This is a genomic window from Thalassotalea sp. G20_0, from assembly GCF_017744175.1.
In the GTDB taxonomy this organism is placed as follows: domain Bacteria; phylum Pseudomonadota; class Gammaproteobacteria; order Pseudomonadales; family Endozoicomonadaceae; genus Endozoicomonas.
Map to the genome: position 1 here is coordinate 1 of NZ_JAGHQV010000311.1, position 829 is coordinate 829.

Annotated in this window: 1 protein-coding gene; it reads right to left on the reverse strand. The window is 55.6% G+C overall.

Annotated elements, in window-relative coordinates:
• A partial coding sequence (locus J7438_RS26230; RefSeq protein ID WP_209278969.1) for a hypothetical protein occupies positions 1 to 829 on the reverse strand: 829 nt, incomplete at both ends.

Genomic DNA, 829 nt, shown 5'->3' on the forward strand with positions numbered 1-829 from the left:
AGAGCCCCTTCTTTGACGACAAGATCCATAACCTCACGAATACTGCCCGCCAGAATCGGCTTGACCGCCTCCAACTGATCACTCTGTTTAATGACCAGGTCAACGGTTTCATCAGCCAGGTTACCCAGCTGCTCTGCAACGGCCTGACGAGCATCATGCCAATGGTCCTGTTGATTTTGATGGTCAGTTGTCGTTTTCTTCACACCAGTGACAGCAAGATCTCCGGCTCTTTCCTCTGGCTTCTGAGCTTTCGCCGCCTGGCGCAGGTCAGCCACAACGCCTTGCTTATCGTCTGCCCCCTTTTCCATTGCAGTACTTAGGGCTTGCAACCGTCTATGGAGAAGCTGTTCCAGTTCCGGTAGGGCTTTGTCCATGCTTGCCCGGGTCAGTGCTTTTACATCCCCTGCAAGGTCGTATTTATGCTTGCTGACGCTGTTTACCAGCGCATCCACTCCGTAAGCGGCCAGTCTTTCCAGTACCTGACCTTTCTGAACCTGGTCCTGTACGAACGGCATCACGGCGTTTCTGAGCGCGGTGGATTCTGATGCCTGGTTTCCGAGTGCCGCCGCCTCGCCCGTCACGCCGGTCAGCAGTGGTTCTACAAGGGTATTTCCACGGCGAACCAGGATCTCCTTTACGACTTCCAGGTTCTGCTGCCCTGTTGCCTGGTCCACGGTTGTTAACCAACCAAGCCCGTAAGTCGCCAGGGTCTGCACCAGCGACTCCGCCTGTTCGGTTAACTTATCAATTACCCTGGACACGACCCGGGCATCACCGGCAAACAGGCCGTTCACCAGCTCACCTACCCATGCAGCACCGTCGTGTATCC